We start from the raw sequence: 20,137 nt of genomic DNA, 5'->3' as shown, positions 1-20,137 counted from the left end.
TCGCCGCCCCGGGAGGCCGGACCCGTACGGTGCCGGACCCGCACGGCCCACGTGCCGGACCCGCACGGCGCCGGCACGTGGGCCGGCCCGGTGGGGGCGTGCGGTTCGCGCCCCGGTGCCGGCGGGGCGGGCGGGCCCGTGCGGCGCGCCGTCGGGCCGGACCGGCACCGGCGGGGCCGCTTACGGCACGCGCGCCGTCCACTCGGAGGAGGCGAACTTCGTTTCCGCCAGGTCCCGGGCGCGGGCCAGCTCCTCGTCCGTGACGGTGCCGTCGGCCAGCCCGTACCGCTCGCGGAACGAGCCGATCATCCGCTCGATCACCGTCGTGCGCGGCAGGCCCGTCTGGCGGCGCAACGGGTCCACGCGCTTCTTGGCGCTCCTGGTGCCCTTGTCGGAGAGCTTCTCGCGGCCGATGCGCAGCACCTCCGTCATCTTCTCGGCGTCGATGTCGTACGCCATGGTCACGTGGTGCAGGACCGCTCCGTCCCCGCCGACCATCCGCTTCTGCGCCGCGCCGGCGATCTTGCCCGCTTCGGTGGCGATGTCGTTGAGCGGCTGGTACCAGGCCTTGATGCCCATGTCGCCGAGGGCGCCGAGCACCCAGTCGTCCAGGTAGGCGTAACTGTCGGTGAAGGAGAGCCCCTGCACCAGGGCGTCCGGCACCGACAGCGAGTACGTGATGGTGTTGCCGGGTTCGATGAACATCGCGCCGCCACCGCTGATCCGGCGGACCACGGTGATGCCGTGCCGCTCGGCGGCCTCGGTGTCGACCTCGTTGCGCAGTGACTGGAAGCTGCCGATGACCACCGCCGGGGCGCCCCACTCCCACACCCGCAGGGTCGGCGGCCGGCGCCCGGCCGCCACCTCGGCGGTCAGGACCTCGTCCAGGGCCATGTGGAGGGCGGGCGGCTGGGGCTCGTCGTGGATGAGCTGCCAGTCGTAGTCGGTCCAGTCGGTCGCGTGCGCGAGGGCGCGCCGCACGGCCACCCCGATGCCCTCGGTGGTCAGTCCGAACAACTGCGTCCCGGGCGGCAGCGCCGCGTCGATCCGCGCCGCGAGCCCGGACGCGTCGGTGTCCACGGGCGCGCCCTCCAGGGCTTCGTCGATGGCGTACAGCGCCTCGTCCGGTTCCAGGAAGAAGTCCCCGGCGACCCTCACGTTCCGCAGGGCGCCGTCCTCCGCGTCCAGGTCGACCACGACCAGCTTGCCGCCGGGGACCTTGTACTCACCGTGCACCGTTCACCTCTCCTGTCACACCGGAACCGGGCCCTCATGTCACCCTATGCGCCACCCCGTGCCGTTCCGCCCCCGTTCGGCGGTCCCGCCGGACGCCGCCCGGCCCGTCCTTCGGGTGATCGCTTACGGCCGGGCGCCCGGCGCCCCGCCGCCCGGCCGGGCCGAGCCGCCGGGGCGGGGCGCCCTTGCGCCGACGGGTGTCCCGGTGCCGTACTGCACTGCCGGGCCCGGGGCGGTGGCACCACCCCGGGCCCGGCACGCACCGTCCCCCGCACCCCTCGGAGAGGCCCGCATGTTCACCACCCGGCCCACCCTGCGGGGCACCTTCGGCATGGTGTCCTCCACCCACTGGCTCGCCTCGCAGTCCGCCATGGCCGTCCTGGAGGGCGGCGGCAACGCCTTCGACGCCGCGGTGGCCGCCGGATTCGTCCTCCATGTCGTCGAGCCCCACCTCAACGGCCCGGCCGGTGAGGTGCCGGTCCTGCTGGCGCCCGCCGGCGGGCGGGTCCGGGTGCTGTGCGGACAGGGACCCGCCCCGGCCGGCGCCACCCCCGGCCACTACCGCTCCCTCGGGCTGGACCTGGTCCCCGGCACCGGCCCGCTGGCCGCCGCCGTGCCCGGGGCCTTCGACGCCTGGATGCTGCTGCTGCGCGACCACGGCTCCCAGTCCCTGGCCGAGGTCCTGCGGTACGCCATCGGCTACGCCGAGCACGGGCACCCGCCCGTGGCCCGGGTCGGCGAGACGGTCGCGACGGTGCGCGCGCTCTTCGAGCGGGAGTGGACCTCGTCCGCCGAGCTGTACCTGCCGGACGGCCGGCCCCCGGCCCCGGGGAGGCTGCTGCGCAACCCCGCCCTCGCGCGCACCTGGCGCCGGCTGGTGGACGAGGCGACGGCCGCCGCCGGCGACCGCGCCGGCCAGATCGAGGAGGCCCGCCGGATCTGGCGCACCGGGTTCATCGCCGAGGCACTGGTACGGCAGTCCCGGCGGCCCACGCTGGACACCAGCGGAACCCGCCACACCGGCACCCTCACCGCCTCCGACCTGGCCGGCTGGTCCGCGACGTACGAGGACCCCGTCACCCACGACTGGAACGGCTGGACCCTGTGCAAGGCCGGCCCCTGGAGCCAGGGACCGGTGTTCCTCCAGCAGCTCGCGCTCCTCCCCGGGCGTCTGCCCGCCCACGGCTCCGCCGACTACGTCCACCTCCTCGTGGAGGGCTGCAAGCTCGCCATGGCCGACCGCGAGGCCTGGTACGGGGACGCGGCCGGTGTCCCGCTGGACGCCCTGCTGTCGGCCGCGTACAACGCCCGCCGGCGGACGCTGATCGGCGCCCGGGCCTCGTTCGAACTGCGCCCAGGCAGCCCCGACGGGCGGCCCCCGAGGCTGAGCGCGCACGCCGCCGCCGTCGCCCGGGGCGGCCCCGGACGCCACGCGGCGGGCGTCCCGGACGCTCCCGGGCCCGTCCCGGACGCCCCCGGGCTCCCGTACGCCGCCGGGGCGGGGGAGCCGACCGTGACCGGCGACGGCACCACCCGAGGCGACACCTGCCACCTCGACGTCGTCGACCGGTGGGGCAACATGGTGGCGGCCACCCCGAGCGGCGGCTGGCTCCAGTCCAACCCGGTCGTCCCGGAACTGGGCTTCCCGCTCGGCACCCGGCTCCAGATGGCCTGGCTGGACCCCGGCCTGCCGAACACCCTGACCCCGGGGCGCCGCCCGCGCACCACCCTCACCCCGTCGCTGGCGCTGCGCGACGGCGTGCCCGTCATGGCCTTCGGTACGCCGGGCGGCGACCAGCAGGACCAGTGGCAGCTCCACTTCTTCCTCGCCGTCGCCCACGGCGGGCTCGACCTCCAGGCCGCCATCGACGCGCCCAACTGGCACAACGACAGCTTCCCCGGCTCCTTCCACCCGCGCGCCATGCGGCCGGGCTCCGTCACCGTCGAGGCCCGGATGGCGGAGACGGTGGTGGCGGAACTGCGCCGCCGGGGCCACCACGTCACCGTCGGCGGGCCCTGGTCCGAGGGGCGGCTGTGCGCGGTCGCCCGGGACCCGCGCACCGGTGTCCTGTCGGCGGCGGCCAACCCCCGCGGAGCGCAGGGTTACGCGGTGGGGCGCTGAGCACACGACGGGATGTCGGTGAAGCGTGCTTAGCTGGACACATGATCGATGAGTTTCTCGACGGATCCCTGTCCGATGTCGAAGAGGCGGTGCGCAAGGCGGCGGCCGCCGAGATCGTGCCGCGCTGGCGCCAGCTCGCCGCCCACGAGATCATCGAGAAGACCGGCCCGCACGACCTGGTGACGATCGCCGACCGCGCCGCCGAGGAGCACCTGACCCAGTCGCTCACCGCGCTGCTGCCCGGCTCCGTGGTGGTCGGCGAGGAAGCCGTGCACGCCGACCCGCGGGTGTACGAAGCGCTGCGGGGCGACGCGCCGGTCTGGATCGTGGACCCGGTCGACGGCACCCGGCAGTTCGTGCGCGGTGAGGCCGGCTTCTGCACGCTCGTCGCGCTCGCCGTGCGCGGTGAGGTGCTGGCGTCCTGGACGTTCGCGGCCGCGCGCGACCAGATGGCCGTCGCGGTGCGCGGCGGCGGCGCGACGCTGAACGGCACGGCGATGCGGGCGGGATCCCCCGCCCCCGGCGCCGAGCTGCGAGTCGCGATGTCCCACCCCGACTACACCACCCCGGAGCAGAAGGCCGCCCTGCTGGGGCTGCGCGCCGAGGGCGTCCGGGCCCGGCCGTGCGGTTCGGCCGGGATGGAGTACCTGGCCGTGGCCCGGGGCGAACTGGACGCGGTCGCCTTCAACTGGGAACTCGCCTGGGACCACGCGGCGGGCCTGCTGCTGGTCACCGAGGCGGGCGGTGCCCAGACGACCCTGTCGGGCGAGCCGTACCGTGTCACCGGCGGCAACACCCTGCCGTTCACCGCGGCCCGCGACGCGGGCACGGCGGCGCGGATACGCGCCTTGCTGAGCGCCCGGTAGCCGTGGCCCCGCCGACGCGGGCCCGGCCCCCGGCCGGCCGCCGCACCCGAATATCCTGAACACCTTGGCCATCGGCTGACGAAGGAGTGCGAACGTGCCGTCGATGCTCGATGCCGTCGTCGTGGGGGCGGGCCCCAACGGACTGACCGCCGCCGCCGAACTGGCCCGCAGGGGCTTCTCCGTCGCCGTCTTCGAAGCCCACGGCACCGTGGGCGGCGGGGCCAGGACCGAGGAGCTCACCCTGCCCGGCTTCCGCCACGACCCGTGCTCCGCCGTGCACCCCCTGGGTGTCGGCTCACCCGCCTTCAAGGCGATGCCACTGGCCCGGTACGGACTGGAGTGGCTGCACCCCGAGCTGCCGATGGCGCACCCCTTCGACGACGGCACGGCCGCCGTGCTGTCCCGCTCCGTGGCCGAGACCGCCGCCTCCTTCGGCCCCCGGGACGCCGGCACGTACCGCAGGCTGGTCGAGCCCTTCCTGGGCAAGTGGGACACCCTCGCCCGGGACTTCATGTCCCTGCCGCTCACCGCCCTGCCGCGCGACCCGGTCACCCTGGCCCGCTTCGGCCTGGCCGGGCTGCCACCGTCCACCTGGCTGATGCGCCGGTTCCGCGACGACCGGGCCCGCGCCCTGTTCGCCGGACTCGTCGCCCATGTCATCGCCCCGCTGTCCGGCCCGGCGACCGGTGCGATCGGGCTGGTCTTCGCGCTCGCCGCGCACGCCGGCGGCTGGCCGATGCCGCGCGGCGGCTCGCAGGCCGTCGCGGACGCCCTCGCCGGGTACGTGGCGGACCTCGGCGGCAGCGTCCACACCTCCTACGAGGTCAAGCGCCTGGACGATCTGCCGCCCGCCCGCGCGTACGTCTTCGACACCTCCCCGACCGCCCTGGCGCGTATCGCCGGTTTCGGCGGCTTCTACGACCGGTACCGCTACGGTGCCTCCGTCTTCAAGATCGACTACGCCCTGGACGGCCCCGTCCCCTGGACCGCCGCCGAGCCCCGCCGCGCCGGCACCGTCCAGATCGGCCCCAGCAGCCGGGAGATCAGCACCGCGCTCGTCCAGGCGTCGAGCGGCACCGCCCCCCGCACCCCGTTCCTGATCACCGCCCAGCCCAGTCTGGTCGACCCCTCCCGGGCCCCCGAGGGCAAGCACGTCTTCTGGGCCTACGGCCATGTGCCCAATTCCTGGCGGGGTGACCTCACCGACGCCGTCGAGCGGCAGATCGAACGCTTCGCCCCCGGCTTCCGTGACCGCGTCCTCGCCCGCGCCACGGCGGGGCCGCCCCAACTGGCCGCGCGCAACGCCAACTACATCGGCGGCGACATCGCCTGCGGCGCCGCCAGCGGCCTCCAACTGCTGCTGCGGCCCCGACTCTCGCTCTTCCCCTACAACACCCCGCACCCGGCGGTCTTCCTCTGCTCCGCCGCGACCCCGCCCGGCCCCGGCGTGCACGGCATGTCCGGGCACAACGCCGCCAAGGCGGTCTGGCGCCACCTCCGCAAGGCCCCGTCATGACCGGCCACCACCCCGTCCTCACCCTGGTGCGCGGCGACATCACCGAGCAGCACGTCGACGCCGTCGTCAACGCCGCCAACTCCTCGCTCCTGGGCGGCGGCGGGGTCGACGGCGCCATCCACCGCCGCGGCGGCCCCGAGATCCTCGCGGAGTGCCGCCGGCTGCGCGCCTCGCACTACGGCCGCGGCCTGCCCACCGGGCAGGCCGTCGCCACCACGGCGGGCCGGCTGGCCGCCCGCTGGGTCATTCACACCGTGGGCCCGGTCCACAGCCCCGGCGACGACCGTGCGCACCTCCTCGCCTCCTGCTACCGCGAGTCCCTGCGCGTGGCGGACGAGCTGGGCGCCGGGACGGTCGCCTTCCCCGCCATCTCCACCGGCGTCTACGGCTGGCCCATGGACGACGCCGCCCGCGTCGCGGTGGAGACGGTCCGCGACACCGCGACGGCGGTGGCCGAGATCCGCTTCGTCCTCTTCGACGAGCGGGCGTACGAGGCGTTCGCCGCCCGGGTGCGCTGACGCCGCACGGCGCCGACGGCCCCCGGCGCGCCGACGCCGACCGCACGCGGCGCCGGTCCGGGACGCCGTCGCGGGGCGGCCGGCACGGCCGGGTCGCGCGGTGCGCTACCCGGCGGCGGGGCGCACTCCGGTGATCGTGAGGCCGCTGCGAGGACGGGTCGGGACGCGGCGCAGGGGAATGGTCAGGTCCTGCGGCGGTACGTCGTACTCCAGCCGGGAGAGCCGGACGCAGACGGCCTCCAGGAGGGCGATCGTGACGGCCTCGCCGGGGCAGCGGTGGCCGGTGGAGGGATCGCCGCCGCCCTGGGGGACCAGCTCGTCGCGTTCGACGGGCCGCTCCAGGAAGCGTTCGGGGCGGAAGGCGTACGGGTCGCCCCACAGCCCGGCGTCGTGGTTCTGGCCGTACAGGTCGAGCATGACCAGGGCGCCGGCCGGGATGTCCTCGCCCCGCCAGGTCAGGTCGGCGGCAGCCCGGCCGCCGGTGAACGGCGCGAAGGGGTAGAAGCGGCGCACCTCGTGCACGAACGCCGCCGCGAAGGCGGTGTCCCCGGCCCGGAGCCGCTCGCGGTTGCCGGGCCAGCGGTGCAGGGCGTGGCCGGCGAAGGCGACGAACCAGGCGACCGCGACCGTCGGGCGGATGACGTTGAGGAGCTCCACCGCGGCCGTACGGGCGTCCAGCCGCCGGCCGTCGGCGTCGCGGTGCTCCGCGACCGTGGCGAGGACCGAGCCGTCCGGCACGGCGCGGGTGCCCGCGCGCACCTCGTCCACCAGGCCCGCCAGCCAGGCCTCGCGCCGGCCCCGCGCCCTGCGGGCGCGCCAGTGACGCGGCCCGGCGGTGGCGAAGCCGTCCACCAGGGCCACCAGGTCCCGGGCCAGTGGATCGACCCCGGCGGGCTCCAGCGGCACCCCGGCCCAGCGGCACACCCCGGCGGTCAGCACCTTCGCCGCCTCGTCGAACAGCACGACGGCCGGCCGCCGGGCCCAAGACGCCACGGCCTCGTCCCACGCCCCGGTGACCTGCTCGACCAGGTCGGCGACCCGCGCCGGGGGCGCGAGCAGGGACAGGAACATCGCCTTGCGCGCCCGGTGGGCCTCGCCGTCCAGTGTGTGGACCGGCCCCTCGCCGAACAGGGTGGCGCGCACCGGCTCGGGAACGGCCTGGTGGCGGCGCACGTGCCGCTCGTCGTAGAAGAACCGGACGGCGTCCGGCCCCCGCAGGGCCACCGCGTGCCGGCCCATCACCCGCCCGCGCGCCACGGGACCCGTGGCGCGCCGCATCCGGTCGGGCAGCCAGCCGTAGCCCTCCAGCAGAAGGGCCGCGGTTCGGTCGAGGACGGGGTGACGGCTGGGGCGCATGGGCAGCGGGTGCCCTGAGGGGACACCGGAAAACGCGCGCCCGACCCGGCCCCCGAGCCGTACCGCCGCCGGGGAGATCGGGAAGACTGGGCGTATTGTCCATTTATGACGGCTTCTGGACGCGGTGCGGGCGGGCTCCTCAGGGAGCCCGACGTGTGTACCGCCGGGAGGTGGTGAACCCATGCCGGACTCCGCCGGAGACGGGGTGCGGATGCTGGAACCGGCCGTGGCCCGCATCGTCCGTGACACCGGGGCGTCCGTGGCCATGGTCTACCTCCTGCCGCCGGGGGAGCGGACCCTCCAGCTCGCCCTGCTCAGCGGTGTCTCCCGGGAGTTCGCCGCGCCGTGGACCCGGGTGGCGCTGGCGGACCCGATCCCGGTGGCCGACGCCGTACGGGAGGAGGACCTGATCTGGATCGGCAGCCAGGAGGAGATGGGCCGGCGCTACCCCCGGCCCGCGCTCGTCCTGCCCTACCCGTTCGCCCTGGCGGCCGCCCCCATCACGGCGGACTCCGCACCACTGGGAGGACTGGTGCTGCTGTGGCCGGGCGGGGGCCCGGCGCAACTCGGGCAGCGGGAACGTGAGGCGGTGCGGGGCGGCTGCGACCACCTGGCGGAGCTGCTGCGGCGGGCGGCCGACGGCGGCCGCCCGGTACGGCCCGGGCACCGGCCGCGCGTCCTCGCCCCGCGGCGCGCCCGCACCCCCGACCCGGCCGAGGCCGAGGCGGCGGTGGCGTTCGTCGACCGCCTGCCGGGCGGAAGCTGCGCGCTGGACCTGGAGGGCCGCATCACCTTCCTCACCTCCGCCGCCGCGGGTCTTCTGGGGGAGGACGCCCGGCGGCTGATCGGCGCCCTGCCGTGGGAGGTCCTGCCCTGGATGGACAACCCCACCGTGGAGGACCGCTACCGGGCCGCGCTCATCAGCCGCCAGAGCACGTCCTTCACCGTGTTGCGCCCCCCGGCCCAGTGGCTGACCTTCGCCCTCCACCCGGACGACTCCGGGATCAGTGTGCGCATCACTCCGGCGCCCGCCCCCGGGAGCGCCGCGCACCCGGCCGATCCCCCCACCGCCGCGTCCCTGCCGAGCCGGGCGACCGCCCTCTACCACCTGATGCACCTGGCGGCCACGCTGACCGAGGCGGCCGGCGTGCGCGATGTCGCGGACCAGGCCGCCGACCAGCTCGTCCCCGCCCTGGGCGCCCAGGCGATGACCCTGTTCGTGGCGGAGGAAGGACGGCTGAGGATCATCGGTCACCGCGGGCACCGCGGCCACCCCGCCGAGGTCCTGGCCCGGTTCGACGGGGCTCCCCTCGATTCCGACGCCCCCACCGCGCGGGTGCTGTCCACCGGCATGCCCCTGTTCTTCGCCAGCCCCGCGGAGCTGCACGCCGACTTTCCCACCGCCGTCATCCTGGGCGACATGAAGGCGTGGGCCTTCCTGCCCCTGGTGGCGTCCGGTCGGCCGGTCGGCTCCCTCGTACTCGCCTACGGGCGAGCCCGGCCCTTCTCGCCGGGCGAACGCGCCATCCTCAGCTCGCTCGCCGGGCTGATCGCCCAGGCGCTCGACCGGGCGCGTCTCTACGACGCCAAGCAGGAGCTCGCCCACAGCCTCCAGGCCAGCCTGCTGCCGCACACCCTGCCCCGGATCGACGGGCTCGACGTGGCGGCCCGCTACCTCCCCGCCGGGCACGGCGTGGGTGTCGGCGGCGACTTCTACGACCTGATCCGCCTCGACAGCACCACGGCCGCCGCCGCCATCGGTGACGTACAGGGGCACAACGTCGAGGCGGCGGCCCTGATGGGCCAGGTGCGCACCGCCGTCCACGCCTCCGCCGGCGCACCCCCGGGCGAGGTTCTCGCCCGTACCAACCGCCTGCTCACCGACCTCGACACCGACCTGTTCACCAGCTGCGCGTACGCCCACATCGACCTGGCCGGCCACCGGGTGCTCCTGGCCACCGCCGGTCACCCGCCACCGCTGCTGCGCCACCCGGACGGGCACACCGAGGTGGTCCCGGTCCCACCCGGGCTGCTGCTCGGTATCGACCCCGCCGCCCGGTACGGCACGACGGACATCGCGTTCCCGCCGGGAGCCCTGCTCGCCCTCTACACCGACGGCCTGGTGGAGACCCCGGGGGTCGACATCGACCACGCCATCGGCGCCCTGGCGGAGCGGCTCACCCAGTGCCGGGGCACCGGACTGGCCGGCATCGCCGAGACCCTGGCCCACCGGGACCGCCCCGAGACCTCCCATCACGACGACATCGCGCTGCTGCTCATCGGCGCCGCCGCGACCGGCGGCTGAGGGCCCCGGCCCCGGACCGGGAGGCCGCGCCGCCCACCGTGCGGCACGCCGGCCACCGCCGGTGGCCGCCGGGCGAGAGCCGGGGCGCGCCGATCCGTACGGGGCCCAAACCCCGGACCCCGTACCCGGGCCCCGTACCCGGACCCCGTACCCGGCCCGGTACGCCGGGCGCCCTGTGCCCCGGACCCAATGCCCCGAGGGGGCCGGGCGAGTTGGCTCGGCTGCCGGACTTCCGCGGCCCGGCCGGCCACCCGTGGCCCGGAAGTGGCCCGCCGTGCCCGCCCGCCCGTGGCGCCACCGGCGAGGCGGCCCGCTCCCGGACACGCGCGTCCGCCCGCCGGGGAACCCGACGGGCGGACGGTCGGACCTCTCCGGCGCACCCGGCGCGCCCGCCGCCGACCGGCCGGGAACGCCGGGTCGCGGCCCCGCCGAGCGCGGGGCGGGTCGAGCGCGGGGCGGGTCGAGCGCGGACGCGGGTCGGGCACCGCCCCGGTCGGCGCGGCGCGGGGCCGGGGCGGCGGGGGTCCCGCCCGGGGCGCGGGACTACTTCTCCTCGAAGTCCTCGCGGCTCACACCCGCTTCCTCCAGCGCCTCCTTGATCGTGCGACCGGTCCCGCCGGCCGACTCCTCGGCGGCGTCGGCGGCGTCGCCGGTGTCCTTCACGATCTCGTCGGTCGTCCCGGTCTTCGGCCGGTTCTCCTCGGGCACAGTCACGGCGACTCCCTTTCTCCTGTGGTGCGTGGGGGCCACGGGGTGCGACACCGCCGCGGCACACCGCACGACTGTCCGCACAAAAGCAACATAAACCGCAAAACCTCCGTGCCTGCGGTGTGGGGACCCTCACTCGTGCGGGTGCGCGCGGCCGCCGGTCCGATCACCGATGATGAGTCCGTCGTTTCGGGGCAGGCTGCCCGATGGCGCCCGGTGGGGCGGTGGTGGCCGGAGAAGGGCAGGAGAATTGGCCGAGCGGACCAGGTCGTCCGAGCTGGTGTTCCCCGGGGACGGCCAGATGGCGCGGCGCATGCGGGACCACGACTGGGGCAGGGAGCCGGGCCCGGTGGAGACGTGGCCGGAGAGCCTGCGGGCCGCCTGCCGCATCTGCCTGACGTCCCGCTTCCCCATGGTCCTGTGGTGGGGGCCGGATCTGCGGTTCTTCTACAACGACGCCTACCTGCCCCTGCTGGGCACCAAGCATCCCGCGCTGGGCAAGCCGGGCGCGGAGGTGTGGCCGGACATCTGGCACATCATCGGCCCGATGCTCGACTCGGTGCTGGCCACCGGGCAGGCCACCTGGTCCGAGGACCTGCTGCTGCCGATGAACCGGCACGGCTACCTGGAGGAGTCGTACTGGACGTACTCCTACAGCCCCCTCCACGACGACGACGGCAGGGTGCGCGGGGTGTTCACCGCCGTCAGTGACACCACCGAACGGGTCATCGGCGAGCGCCGCCTGGCCGCGCTGCGCGACCTCGGCGCGCAGGCCGGCACCGCCCGCAGCGCCGAAGAGGCCTGCCAGTTGGTGGCGCAGGCGCTCACCCGTGCCGGGCGGGACGTGCCGTACGCCGAGATCCACCTGCGCCGGCCCGAGACGGGGCAGCTCACCCTCGCCGCGGCCAGCCCGCCGGGCGCCGTCCCGCCGCCGTCGCCGGACGGCCCCGGCGGGTGGCCGCTCGCCGAGGCGCTGAGCGGGGGCCGTCCGGTGGTGCTGGACGACGTGGCCGCCCGGTTCGGCGCGCTGCCCGCCGGCGGCTGGCAGACGCCGCCGAAGCAGGCGATGGTGTTCCCGCTGCCGGGTGAGACGGGCGCGGAGCCGGTCGGTGCCATCGTCCTGACGGCCAGTGCCGGACGGCGCCTGGACGACTCGTACCGCACCTTCCTCGACCTGGTGGCCCGGCAGACCGCCGATCTGGTCAACGGGGCGGTGGCCTACCAGCTCCAGCGGCGGCGGGTGGAGGAGCTGGCCGAGCTGGACCGGGCGAAGACGGTGTTCTTCTCCAACATCAGCCACGAGTTCCGCACCCCCCTCACGCTGATCATGGGGCCGGTCCAGGAGCTGCTGGACGAGCCGGCCGCCGCCGACCGGGACGTCCGCGAGGAACTCGGCCTGATCCGGCGCAACGCCATGAGGCTGGGCAAACTCGTCAACACCCTGCTCGACTTCTCCCGCATCGAGGCCGGCCGTATGCAGGCCCGCTTCCAGCCGGTCGACCTGGCCGAGTTCACCGCCGAGCTCGCCAGCGTCTTCCGCGCCGCGATCGAGAAGGCGGGACTGGACTTCGACGTGGACTGCCCCCCACTGCCCGAACCGGTGTACGTGGACCGGGAGATGTGGGAGAAGGCCGTACTGAACCTGCTCAGCAACGCGCTGAAGTTCACCTTCCACGGCTCCGTCCGCGTCCGGCTGCGCGCCGAGGACGGGCAGGCCGTGCTGCGGGTGTCCGACACCGGGATCGGTATCGCGGCGGAGGAGATGCCCCGCCTGTTCGAACGGTTCCACCGCGTCTCCAGCGTCCGCGCCCGTTCCCACGAGGGCAGCGGCATCGGGCTGGCCCTGGTGCGCGAGCTGATGGGCCTGCACGGCGGGACGATCACCGCGCGGAGCCGGCCGGGCGAGGGCACCACGTTCACCGTCCGCCTGCCGTTCGGCAGCGCCCACCTGCCGCAGGACAGCCTGGCGCCGTCCGAAGCCGACGGGTTCTCCGGCGCGGTGGAGCCGTTCGTCCAGGAGGCCCTGCGCTGGCTGCCCGACGAACCCGACGCCCCCTCGCCCGGCCTGGCCCCGCCCCCGGCGCCCCTGCCGTCCCAGCTCGGCACGCCGGCGCCCCGCCCGCGCGTCCTGATCGCCGACGACAACGCCGACATGCGCGAGTACCTCCGGCGGCTGCTGCGCGCCGGCTGCGAGGTGGAGGCGGTCAGCGACGGCGAGTCGGCGCTGGCCGCCGTCCGGGCCCGGCCGCCGCACCTGGTCATCAGCGATGTGATGATGCCGGGCCTGGACGGGCTGCAACTGGTCCGGGCACTGCGCGGCGACCCCCGCACCGCGGGCGTGCCCGTCCTGCTGCTGTCCGCGCGGGCCGGGCAGGAGGCGGCCATCGAGGGCCTGGAAGCGGGCGCGGACGACTACCTGGTCAAGCCCTTCTCCGCCCAGGAACTCCTCGCCCGGGTACGGGCCAACGTCAAGCTCGCCCGGCTGCGCAACCACCACGCCACCTGGCGCGCGGCCCTGATCGACTCCCTCCAGGAGGCGTTCTTCGTCTGCGACGAGACCGGTGCCGTCGTCGAGATCAACACCGCCTTCACCGACATCCTGGGATACGGGCCCGAAGACCTGCCCTACCGGCCGCAGCACCCCTGGTGGCCGGACGAGAAGGCCGACCCCGAGGCACACCGCCAGGTCAGCGAGGCGTTCACCCGGGTCGTGGCGGAGTCGAAGGGCGCGTACACCATCCCGGTCACCCACCGCGCCGGGCACCGGCTGTGGGTCGCCGCGAACTTCAACGAGGTGCGTGACCCCGACACCGGCCGGCGCCTGGTGGTGGGCACCTTCCGCGACGTCACCACCGAGCACTTCGCCGCCCAGCGGGAGGCCGCGCTGGCGGCCCTGAGCGTGCGGCTGGCCGGCGCGGAGAGCCTGGACGCGGCACTGCGGGCCTCGGTGGACGAACTGCGCCAGCTCTGGCAGGCACGCCTGGTCGTGGCCGCCGCCTGGAACGAGCGCGGCGAGGTGCACCGCGTCGCCGCCACCCCGGAAGCCGACTGGGAGGACCTGCCGCAGGACGTGCGCGCGGCCGTCGCCGCCCTGCGCGGCACCATCCCGCTCAAACCGGTCAGCGAGGCCGCCGGGGTGGGCATCGCCCTGGACCACCTCGGCGGGCCGCTGGCCCTGTGGATCGTGCCCGACCCGCACCGGCCCCTCAACGGCGAGGACCACGCGGTACTGACCATCCTGTCGGGCCACCTGGGCCAGGCCCTCCAGCGCATCCACTCCTTCGACCAGCAGCGCGAGGTCGCGCTCACCCTCCAGCGCGCCATCCTGGGCCCGCCCCGCCTGCCCCCCGGCTTCGCCGTCCGCTACGAGCCCGCCGCCCGCCCGCTGGAGGTGGGCGGTGACTGGTACGACACGGTGGAACTGGCCGACGGGCGGATCGGCATCGTGGTCGGGGACTGCGTCGGCCGCGGCCTGGCGGCCGCCACCGTCATGGGCCAACTGCGCAGCGCCTGCCGGGCGCTGCTGCTCCAGTCCACCGGCCCCGCGCAGACCCTGGCCGCACTGGACCACTTCGCCGCCCTCATCCCCGGCGCGCTGTGCACCACCGTCTTCTGCGGCATCCTCGATCCCCACACCGGGGAACTCACCTACAGCAGCGCGGGCCACCCGCCGGGCATCGTCGCCCGGCCCGACGGCACCACCGAACTGCTGGACGGGGGACGGGCCACCCCGCTCGCCGTCCGCCCCGGCCACCCGCGCCCCGAGGCCACCCGCACCCTGCCCCCCTCGTCGGTGCTGCTGCTGTACACCGACGGACTGGTCGAACGCCGCCGGCTGTCCCTCGACTCCGGCATCGCCCAGGCGGCCCGGGCCGCGGGGGAGGGCGTCGACGACCCGCTGGACGCCCTCGCCGACAGGCTCATGGCGCACCTGGAGCCGCAGTCCGGGTACGACGACGACGTCGCCGTCCTCCTCTACCGCCACCCGCAGCCGCTGGAGGTCGTCTTCGCCGCCGAGTCGGCCGAGCTCGGCCCGGTCCGCGACCGGCTGCGCCAGTGGCTCGCCCGGCTGGATCTCGCGCCCCGGCTCGCCCAGGACATCCTGATCGCCGCCGGGGAGGCCTGCGCCAACGCGATCGAACACGGGCACCGCGACAGCCCCGGCGGGCAGGTGCGCCTGGCCGCCTCGGCGAGCGCGGAGACCCTCCGGCTGACCGTGTCCGACTCCGGCCGCTGGAAGGAGCCCACCCCCGGCGCCAACCCGCACCGGGGCCACGGCCTGGGCCTCATGCGGGCCCTGATGGACGAGGTCGCCCTCACGACGGACGAGACGGGTACCACCGTCGACATGCGAACCAGGAGCCGCCGATGAGCACACCGCTGACCGTGACCCTCCACCACCGGGACGACGGCACCCCCGTCGTCGCCGTGTCCGGGGAGATCGACATGAGCAACGCCGCGACCTTCCGCGGCGCGCTCGACCGGGCGGCCGAGGAGGCGTCGTCCGACGGCGACCGGCTGGTGGTCGACCTCACCGAGGTCGAGTACCTGGACAGCGCCGGGCTGACCGCGCTGTTCGGCCACGCGGAACGGCTCGACGTCCTGGCCCCGCCGCTGCTCGACTCGGTACTCACCGTCTCGGGCCTGGCCGACCTGGCCCGCGTCCGCATCGGCTGAGCCCCGGCCGCCCGGCCCGCCACCGGGGTGTGCCGGGGCCGGCCGCCGCCCCCTCCCGGCCGGTGGGTGTGGCCGGGGCGGATCGCGGCCGGCGGCCCGGGCGGCCCGGCCGCCGACAGGGGCGGGAACGCGCTCCTGCCCGGGGGAAGGCTGATGTCGTTTTTCCGCCAGCCCTCCGCCGCCCCCGTCCACGATGCTTGAGCCATGCACACCGACACCGAGCGCTGCGTGCGGGCCGTCCGGTCCAAGGACGCCCGCTTCGACGGCTGGTTCTTCACCGCCGTGCTGACCACCGGGATCTACTGCCGTCCGAGCTGCCCGGTGGTGCCGCCGAAGGCCGAGAACATGGTCTTCCACCCGAGCGCCGCCGCCTGCCAGCAGGCGGGATTCCGGGCCTGCAAACGGTGCCGCCCCGACACCAGCCCCGGCTCCCCGGAGTGGAACGCCCGCGCCGACGCCGTCGCCCGGGCCATGCGCCTCATCCGGGACGGCGTGGTCGACCGCGAGGGCGTACCGGGCCTGGCGGCCCGGCTCGGCTACTCCACCCGGCAGGTCGAACGCCAGCTCCTCGCCGAACTGGGCGCCGGCCCGCTCGCCCTGGCCCGCGCCCAGCGCGCGCAGACCGCGCGCCTGCTGATCGAGACCACCGCGCTGCCCATGGCGGACGTCGCCTTCGCGGCCGGGTTCTCCTCGGTCCGCGCCTTCAACGACACCGTCCGCGAGGTCTTCGCGCTCGCCCCCGGCGCGCTGCGCGCCCGAGCCGCCCCGGGCCGGTCCGGGCCTCCCGCCACCCCCGGGGTCATCGCGCTGCGACTGCCGTACCGCGCCCCGCTCAACCCCGACAACCTCTTCGGCCACCTGGCCGCGACCGCCGTCCCCGGCGTCGAGGAGTGGCGTGACGGTGCCTACCGCCGCACGCTCGCCCTCCCGCACGGGCACGGCATCGTCGCCCTCGCCCCCGGTCCCGGCCACATCGCCTGCCGCCTCCTGCTGACCGACCCGCGCGACCTCACCCTGGCGATCAGCCGGTGCCGCTGGCTGCTCGACCTGGACGCCGACCCGGTCGCCGTCGACGACCGCCTGCGCACCGACCCGCTGCTGGCGCCGCTCGTCGACCGGGCCCCGGGCCGGCGCGTCCCCCGTACCGTCGACGCCGCCGAGTTCGCGGTACGGGCGGTGCTCGGCCAGCAGGTCTCCACTGCCGCCGCCCGCACCCACGCCGCCCGCCTCGTCGCCGCCCACGGCCACCCCGTCGACGACCCCGAGGGCGGCCTCACCCACCTCTTCCCGGACCCGGCCGCGCTCGCCGCCCTGGATCCCGGAGCCCTCGCCCTGCCGCGCAGCCGCCGCGCCACGCTCACCACCCTGGTGGGCGCCCTCGCCGGCGGCTCGCTCCGCCTCGGCCTGGACAGCGACTGGGAGGAGGCGCGCGCCGACCTCCTGGCGCTGCCCGGTTTCGGGCCGTGGACCGCCGAGGTGATCGCCATGCGCGCCCTCGGTGACCCCGACGCCTTCCCGGCCACGGACCTCGGTGTCCGGCGCGCCGCCGCCGGGCTGGGCCTGCCGGCCACCCCCGCCGCGCTCACCGCCCGCGCCACCGGGTGGCGGCCCTGGCGCGCGTACGCCGTCCAGTACCTCTGGGCCACCGGCACCCACCCCGTCAACCACCTGCCCGCCCGAGGACCCCACCGATGATGCGACAGCACACCGTCGTCGACAGCCCGTACGGCCCGCTCACCCTGGTCGCCACCGATGGCGTCCTCAGCGGCCTCTACATGACCGGCCAGCGCCACCGCCCGCCGGAGGAGACCTTCGGGCAGCCCGACCCGCGCCCCTCCGGCGAGGTGGTCCGCCAGCTCGACGCCTACTGCGCGGGCCGGCTGACCGCCTTCGACCTGCCTCTGCACCTGGCCGGTACGCCGTTCCAGCGCCGCGTCTGGGAGCTGCTGCGGACCATCCCGTACGGCGAGACCCGCAGCTACGGCGAACTGGCCGGCGCGCTCGGCGCACCCCGCGCCTCCCGCGCCGTCGGCCTCGCCAACGGGCGCAATCCGATCGGCATCATCGTGCCGTGCCACCGCGTCGTCGGCGCGAGCGGCGGCCTGACCGGATACGGCGGCGGCCTCGACCGCAAGCGGCGCCTGCTCGCCTTCGAGAGCGGCCGGCCCGCGGACAACGCGCTGTTCTAGGCGGAGCCGTCGGCCAGCCGCCGCAGCAGCGCCGGCAGCGCGGTGCCGATCGGCTCGCGGACGACCTCGTCCGCCAGCTCGTCGTACGGGGTGGGCTCGGCGTTCACGATGATCAGCCGGGCCCCGTGCTGGGCCGCCAGTCCCGCCAGCGAGGCGGCCGGCCGCACCTGGAGCGTCGAACCCACCACGACGAAGACCTCGGCCGCCTTGGTGACCGCCACCGCCTCGCCCAGCACCACCGGATCCAGCCGCTGCCCGAACATCACGGTCGCCGACTTCAGGATCCCGCCGCACGCCTCGCACGCCGGGTCCTCCTCACCCGCCTCGACCCGGGCCAGCGCGTCGGCCATCGAGGACCGCGCCCCGCACCCCGTGCAGACCACCGCGCGGGCGGTGCCGTGCAGTTCGAGCACCTTGCGCTCCGGCATCCCGGCGAGCTGGTGCAGCCCGTCCACGTTCTGCGTGATCACCCGCACGGCGAAGCCGGGGGTCCGCGCCAGCTCGGCGACGGCCCGGTGCGCGGCGTTCGGGCCGGCCGACAGCGCGCCGGTGTCGCGCCGCATCCGCCAGGCCCGGCGCCGGATCTCCGGGTCGGCCATGTAGTACCCGTAGGTGACCAGCTTCTCCGCGTCCGGATCACGCCGCCACAGCCCGTCGGGGCCGCGGTAGTCGCTGATACCGGAGTCGGTGGAGATACCGGCACCGCTCAGGACCGCGACAAGAGTCATGCCGCGAGGTTACGCAGCCCCGCCCCACCGCCGCGAACGGGATTCCGCGCCCGGTGCCGGGGCCCGGGCCCGGCCGGGGTCACCGCCGGTCTCGATGCCGCACGCGGGGTGGACCTCACGGTGCCGGCGGGTCCCGGCAGACCGCGGGTCACCGCCGGGCCCGTCGTGCGCGACCCGTCCGGCGGGATCACCGGAGGCGCGCCGGGAGGCGGCCGCACGGCCGGGGCCGAGCCGTGGGACCGCCACCGCCGAGCCTGCCGCCCGGCCCGTCCGGCGCCCCGCCCGGGCCGCGGTCAGCGCGCCGGGCGGCCGTTCTCCAGCTCCACCGCGCCCCCGCCCCGCGCCAGCGCGTCCAGCGCGGCGAGCACCCGCGGACCCAGCGAGCCGAGCAGGTAGGTGGTGAGCTCCTCGCGCTCCACCAGCTTCCAGGAGATCAGCTCCTCCTCCTGGAGCCGGATCGACCGGAACTGCTCACCGCTGAGCACTCCGCCGTCGTACACGTACGCGACGATCGGTGGCCGGGCGGCCCCGTGCGCCCAGTCCACCGCGAGCAGCGGACCCAGGTCGACGTCCAGGCCGATCTCCTCCAGCGTCTCCCGCCGGGCGGCCTCGCGCGGGGTCTCACCCGCGTCGGACTCGATGGTTCCGCCCGGCAGGGCCCAGCCCTCGCGGTAGTTCGGCTCGACGAGCAGGACACGGCCCTCCCCGTCCCGGAAGAGGGCGGCCGCCCCGGCCAGGACACGGGGCAGTCCGGCGAGGTACGCGGCGTAATCGGTGGTCGTCACCCTGACCAGCCTAGGGGGTGTCCTCAGTGCGCCTGCGCCAGCCGGACCGTCCGCGCCGCCAGCTCACCGATGCGCACACCGTCGAACCCGAACACGGCGCTGCGCACCAGGTCCTCCAGCGGGTCCGTCCAGTGGCGCGGGATCCCGGAGGCCCCGTACAGCACGCCCGCGACCGAGCCCGCCGTGGCACCGTTGGAGTCGGTGTCCAGGCCGCCCCGTACGGTCAGCGCCACGGTTCGGGTGAAGTCCCCGGCCCCGTACAGCAGGCCGGCGGTGATGACGGCGGCGTTGGGGACCGTGTGTATCCAGTGCAGCCCCGCCGTCTCCCGCTCCAGCTCCGCCAGGGCCGCGGCCCACGGCAGGCCCGCCTCGTGGAGCGCGGTCGTGTGCCGGACGGTGCGCGCGAGGCGGCTGCTCGCCGGGACGGCCGTGAGCGCCGTGTCGAGGGCGGCGCGCGGGCCCGCGGAGGTGAAGGCCGCCGCGATCAGGGCGGCCGCCCACATCGCGCCGTACACGCCGTTGCCGGTGTGCGAGAGCACCGCGTCGCGCCGGGCCAGGGCGGCGGCGCGGCGCGGGTCGCCGGGACAGGTCCAGCCGAAGATGTCGGCGCGGATGAGCGCGCCGATCCACTCCCGGTACGGATTGTCGCGGGTGGCCGTGAGCGGCGGCCGGAGCCCGTTGGCGAGGTTGCGGTAGGCCGCCCGTTCGGCGGTGAACGTCTGCCGGTAGGGCAGGCACAGCAGCCACAGCTCGCCGACCTGCTCGGTGGTGAAGGTGAAACCGTGCGTCTCCAGCAGGTGCAGCCCGAGGATCGCGTAGTCGACGTCGTCGTCGCGGCAGCTGCCGTGGATGCGCCCGCGCACGCACTCGCGCCACTCCGGGCGCAGCTCGAACCGCTCGAAGCCGAGCGCGTCCGGCGGTGGCCCGGGGAGGTAGTCGGTGAGGGGCAGGGCGCCGGTGGCGCGCAGGTAGCGGTCGATCCGCTCGCGCGTCCAGTAGTCGCCGCGCTCGACCGGCTTGCCGAGCATGTTGCCGGCGACGCGCCCCGACCAGCCGCCCAGGATCCGGTCGGTGAGTTCCGCGTGCTGTAGGCCCATACCTCCGGCGTACACCCCTCCCTCGTCCCGGCGC

General features: G+C 75.8%; 15 protein-coding genes. 9 read left to right on the top strand and 6 right to left on the bottom strand.

Annotation, left to right across the window (positions count from 1 at the left end; translation table 11 throughout):
- Nucleotides 1-180: 180 nt before the first annotated feature.
- A complete protein-coding gene (locus AB0H53_RS07260) occupies nucleotides 181-1,236 on the bottom strand; it encodes a biotin/lipoate A/B protein ligase family protein (protein ID WP_362108420.1) in 1,056 nt (351 codons plus the stop codon).
- A gap of 292 nt (nucleotides 1,237-1,528) precedes the next feature.
- Between AB0H53_RS07260 and AB0H53_RS07255 the strand changes: the two genes are divergently transcribed.
- From AB0H53_RS07255 to AB0H53_RS07240, 4 genes are all read left to right on the top strand, one after another.
- Nucleotides 1,529-3,358 carry a gamma-glutamyltransferase gene (locus tag AB0H53_RS07255; RefSeq protein WP_362108418.1) on the top strand — a complete coding sequence of 610 codons (1,830 nt, stop codon included), beginning with the start codon at nucleotides 1,529-1,531 and terminating at the stop codon, nucleotides 3,356-3,358.
- Nucleotides 3,359-3,399: 41 nt separating this feature from the next.
- Nucleotides 3,400-4,224 (top strand): inositol monophosphatase family protein, encoded by an 825-nt coding sequence (locus tag AB0H53_RS07250; protein ID WP_362108416.1) that lies wholly within the window; start codon nucleotides 3,400-3,402, stop codon nucleotides 4,222-4,224.
- 94 nt (nucleotides 4,225-4,318) lie between these two features.
- Entirely contained in the window at nucleotides 4,319-5,740 is a 1,422-nt protein-coding gene (locus tag AB0H53_RS07245; RefSeq protein ID WP_362108414.1) for an NAD(P)/FAD-dependent oxidoreductase, read from the top strand.
- On the top strand, nucleotides 5,737-6,258 hold the full coding sequence (locus AB0H53_RS07240) for an O-acetyl-ADP-ribose deacetylase (protein ID WP_362108412.1): 522 nt from the start codon (nucleotides 5,737-5,739) through the stop codon (nucleotides 6,256-6,258). The genes AB0H53_RS07245 and AB0H53_RS07240 overlap by 4 nt, the downstream gene beginning before the upstream one ends.
- Before the next feature lie 105 nt (nucleotides 6,259-6,363).
- Here the strand turns inward: AB0H53_RS07240 and AB0H53_RS07235 are convergent, their stop codons facing one another.
- Nucleotides 6,364-7,614 (bottom strand): cytochrome P450, encoded by a 1,251-nt coding sequence (locus AB0H53_RS07235; protein WP_362108410.1) that lies wholly within the window; start codon nucleotides 7,612-7,614, stop codon nucleotides 6,364-6,366.
- 181 nt (nucleotides 7,615-7,795) lie between these two features.
- Between AB0H53_RS07235 and AB0H53_RS07230 the strand changes: the two genes are divergently transcribed.
- Nucleotides 7,796-9,919 (top strand): SpoIIE family protein phosphatase, encoded by a 2,124-nt coding sequence (locus tag AB0H53_RS07230; RefSeq protein ID WP_362108408.1) that lies wholly within the window; start codon nucleotides 7,796-7,798, stop codon nucleotides 9,917-9,919.
- A 543-nt stretch (nucleotides 9,920-10,462) separates the two neighbouring features.
- On the opposite strand, the gene AB0H53_RS07225 is transcribed toward AB0H53_RS07230, so the two are convergent.
- A complete protein-coding gene (locus tag AB0H53_RS07225; protein ID WP_362108406.1) occupies nucleotides 10,463-10,633 on the bottom strand; it encodes a hypothetical protein in 171 nt (56 codons plus the stop codon).
- A gap of 295 nt (nucleotides 10,634-10,928) precedes the next feature.
- Here AB0H53_RS07225 and AB0H53_RS07220 point away from each other — a divergent pair, with 295 nt between their 5' ends.
- From AB0H53_RS07220 to AB0H53_RS07205, 4 genes are all read left to right on the top strand, one after another.
- Nucleotides 10,929-14,999 carry a SpoIIE family protein phosphatase gene (locus AB0H53_RS07220; RefSeq protein WP_362108569.1) on the top strand — a complete coding sequence of 1,357 codons (4,071 nt, stop codon included), beginning with the start codon at nucleotides 10,929-10,931 and terminating at the stop codon, nucleotides 14,997-14,999.
- Nucleotides 14,996-15,304: an STAS domain-containing protein gene (locus AB0H53_RS07215; RefSeq protein ID WP_362108404.1), complete on the top strand. Its 309-nt coding sequence runs from the start codon at nucleotides 14,996-14,998 to the stop codon at nucleotides 15,302-15,304. Before AB0H53_RS07220 ends, AB0H53_RS07215 begins: the two co-directional genes overlap by 4 nt.
- A 204-nt stretch (nucleotides 15,305-15,508) precedes the next feature.
- Nucleotides 15,509-16,999: an AlkA N-terminal domain-containing protein gene (locus AB0H53_RS07210; protein WP_362108402.1), complete on the top strand. Its 1,491-nt coding sequence runs from the start codon at nucleotides 15,509-15,511 to the stop codon at nucleotides 16,997-16,999.
- A complete protein-coding gene (locus AB0H53_RS07205) occupies nucleotides 16,996-17,493 on the top strand; it encodes a methylated-DNA--[protein]-cysteine S-methyltransferase (protein WP_362108400.1) in 498 nt (165 codons plus the stop codon). Before AB0H53_RS07210 ends, AB0H53_RS07205 begins: the two co-directional genes overlap by 4 nt.
- On the opposite strand, the gene AB0H53_RS07200 is transcribed toward AB0H53_RS07205, so the two are convergent.
- The 3 genes from AB0H53_RS07200 to AB0H53_RS07190 all read right to left on the bottom strand — a co-directional run bounded on the left by AB0H53_RS07200 (nucleotide 17,490) and on the right by AB0H53_RS07190 (nucleotide 20,103).
- Nucleotides 17,490-18,221 carry a Sir2 family NAD-dependent protein deacetylase gene (locus AB0H53_RS07200; protein WP_362108398.1) on the bottom strand — a complete coding sequence of 244 codons (732 nt, stop codon included), beginning with the start codon at nucleotides 18,219-18,221 and terminating at the stop codon, nucleotides 17,490-17,492. The genes AB0H53_RS07205 and AB0H53_RS07200 overlap by 4 nt on opposite strands.
- A gap of 293 nt (nucleotides 18,222-18,514) precedes the next feature.
- On the bottom strand, nucleotides 18,515-19,006 hold the full coding sequence (locus AB0H53_RS07195; protein WP_362108396.1) for an NUDIX hydrolase: 492 nt from the start codon (nucleotides 19,004-19,006) through the stop codon (nucleotides 18,515-18,517).
- 23 nt (nucleotides 19,007-19,029) lie between these two features.
- Nucleotides 19,030-20,103, bottom strand: coding sequence for an ADP-ribosylglycohydrolase family protein (locus tag AB0H53_RS07190; protein ID WP_362108394.1), 1,074 nt, complete (start codon nucleotides 20,101-20,103; stop codon nucleotides 19,030-19,032).
- Nucleotides 20,104-20,137: the final 34 nt, after the last annotated feature.

The sequence above is a fragment of the Streptomyces sp. NPDC050856 genome (genome assembly GCF_040653855.1).
Lineage (GTDB): Bacteria > Actinomycetota > Actinomycetes > Streptomycetales > Streptomycetaceae > Streptomyces.
The sequence above is the reverse complement of the archived record's forward strand: the minus strand, read 5'-3'. Positions and strand labels throughout refer to the sequence as shown.

Bases quoted from the DNA above. Each gene is read 5' to 3' on its own strand.
- AB0H53_RS07230 (WP_362108408.1), top strand. From the start codon at position 7,796: ATGCCGGACTCCGCCGGAGACGGGGTGCGGATGCTGGAACCGGCCGTG.
- AB0H53_RS07215 (WP_362108404.1), top strand. From the start codon at position 14,996: ATGAGCACACCGCTGACCGTGACCCTCCACCACCGGGACGACGGCACC.
- AB0H53_RS07240 (WP_362108412.1), top strand. From the start codon at position 5,737: ATGACCGGCCACCACCCCGTCCTCACCCTGGTGCGCGGCGACATCACC.
- AB0H53_RS07250 (WP_362108416.1), top strand. From the start codon at position 3,400: ATGATCGATGAGTTTCTCGACGGATCCCTGTCCGATGTCGAAGAGGCG.
- AB0H53_RS07205 (WP_362108400.1), top strand. From the start codon at position 16,996: ATGATGCGACAGCACACCGTCGTCGACAGCCCGTACGGCCCGCTCACC.
- AB0H53_RS07190 (WP_362108394.1), bottom strand. From the start codon at position 20,103: ATGGGCCTACAGCACGCGGAACTCACCGACCGGATCCTGGGCGGCTGG.
- AB0H53_RS07220 (WP_362108569.1), top strand. From the start codon at position 10,929: ATGGCGCGGCGCATGCGGGACCACGACTGGGGCAGGGAGCCGGGCCCG.
- AB0H53_RS07255 (WP_362108418.1), top strand. From the start codon at position 1,529: ATGTTCACCACCCGGCCCACCCTGCGGGGCACCTTCGGCATGGTGTCC.
- AB0H53_RS07210 (WP_362108402.1), top strand. From the start codon at position 15,509: ATGCACACCGACACCGAGCGCTGCGTGCGGGCCGTCCGGTCCAAGGAC.
- AB0H53_RS07235 (WP_362108410.1), bottom strand. From the start codon at position 7,614: ATGCGCCCCAGCCGTCACCCCGTCCTCGACCGAACCGCGGCCCTTCTG.
- AB0H53_RS07200 (WP_362108398.1), bottom strand. From the start codon at position 18,221: ATGACTCTTGTCGCGGTCCTGAGCGGTGCCGGTATCTCCACCGACTCC.